2 protein-coding genes are annotated in these 1455 nt (G+C 44.3%); both read right to left on the bottom strand.

Translation table 11 applies throughout. The annotated features are described in order from the left end of the window. Positions 1-270 precede the first annotated feature (270 nt). Entirely contained in the window at positions 271-855 is a 585-nt protein-coding gene (dcd, locus tag CXF78_RS00335; RefSeq protein ID WP_011637699.1) for a dCTP deaminase, read from the bottom strand. A 23-nt stretch (positions 856-878) separates the two neighbouring features. After that, positions 879-1454, bottom strand: coding sequence for a uridine kinase (gene udk / locus CXF78_RS00330; RefSeq protein WP_257984780.1), 576 nt, complete (start codon positions 1452-1454; stop codon positions 879-881). Position 1455: the final 1 nt, after the last annotated feature.

The raw sequence follows: 1455 nt of genomic DNA, 5'->3' as shown, positions 1-1455 counted from the left end.
ACGGGAGGATACTAGGGATGTGTGGTTGAGAGGTGTGCAGGTGAGGAGGAGGGGGGGGAGACGAGGGAGAGGGGGGGGGGGGGGGGGGGAAGGAGACGGCGACCACCGAGAGCGACACGAGCCGCGGCGGCGGCAGCGGCAGAGGGGGAGAAGAGACAGGAGCAGATGAGGCGGTGCGCATGGTTGCAAACACACCATCACCATAAGCAATACCACGATCAAATGGACTTATTAGTCCGTTTTCAACGTGATTAACCCAAACCGTAGCCATTATTTATCCTGGCTGATCCGGCTTGCTACAGCCTCTTGTTGATCTTTGTACTTCGAGCTTTTACGCGTGTTATATGGACGAGCAACCGCAGAGCTTAAGCGCTCAAAATTTAGCGCACCAATCGTCATACCAGGGCGAAGAGCCAACGGCAATTTACCACTGTTAAAGAACTCAAGTACGATTTTGCCTTGCCAACCTGGATCAATACGATGTGCGGTCACATGTACCATCAATCCTAAACGAGCAAGTGATGAGCGACCATCTAACCAACCCACTATATCAGCAGGTAAGGTTACACTTTCATAGGTAACGGCTAATGCTAATTCTCCAGGATGAAGGAAAAAAGCTTGATCATCAGCGATTTCAATTTTGTCGCTCATGATCCGATCAAGTGCTATTTGCATTTCTGCACTAGGACCACTTAAATCGATGTAAGGTGCAGTATGGTCTTTAAATACACGAAATTGGCTGCCTAAACGTACATCCACGCTCACTCCCGAAATGGCTTCAATACCAGGACGAGGATCGATAATAATGGTGCCATTATCTAAACATTGCTCAATTTCTATATCGGTTAAACGCATGCTGCACTCTCTTTTAGATAAGGCTACTTCGCCAATAAATGCTGAATTCTAGCTTTTAAAATATCAGTTGCGATGCGATTTTTACCGCCCCGGGGAACGATAATATCGGCATATTGTTTTGACGGTTCAATAAACTGCAAAAACATCGGGCGTACTGTTCGCTTATATTGTGAAATAACCGATTCCATTGTTCTGCCACGTTCAGCAACATCACGAGTTAACCGACGTAAAAAGCAAATATCTAATGGCGTATCCATAAACACACTGGCATCCATTAAATCACGTAATTTAGGATTGGTTAATAATAGAATGCCTTCTAAGATAATCACTTTTTTAGGTTGCATGGTCAACGTGTCGCTAATACGAGTATGCTCAGTATAGCTGTAACATGGAATGCTAACTGGCTCACCTTGTTTAAGCTGAGTTAAATGAGACGCTAATAACTGATGGTCTAACGCTTTTGGATGGTCGTAATTAGTTTTGACACGATCTTCCATCGTCAAATGGCTTTGATCGTGATAATAAGCATCCTCATTGATCACACCAATTTGATTTGTACCTAAATCACGACACAATTCTTCAAAAATTGTTTTAGCAATT

The sequence above is a fragment of the Shewanella sp. 11B5 genome, assembly GCF_002836795.1.
Classification (GTDB): Bacteria; Pseudomonadota; Gammaproteobacteria; order Enterobacterales; family Shewanellaceae; genus Shewanella; species Shewanella frigidimarina.
This window is presented reverse-complemented; position numbering and strand designations above follow the sequence as displayed.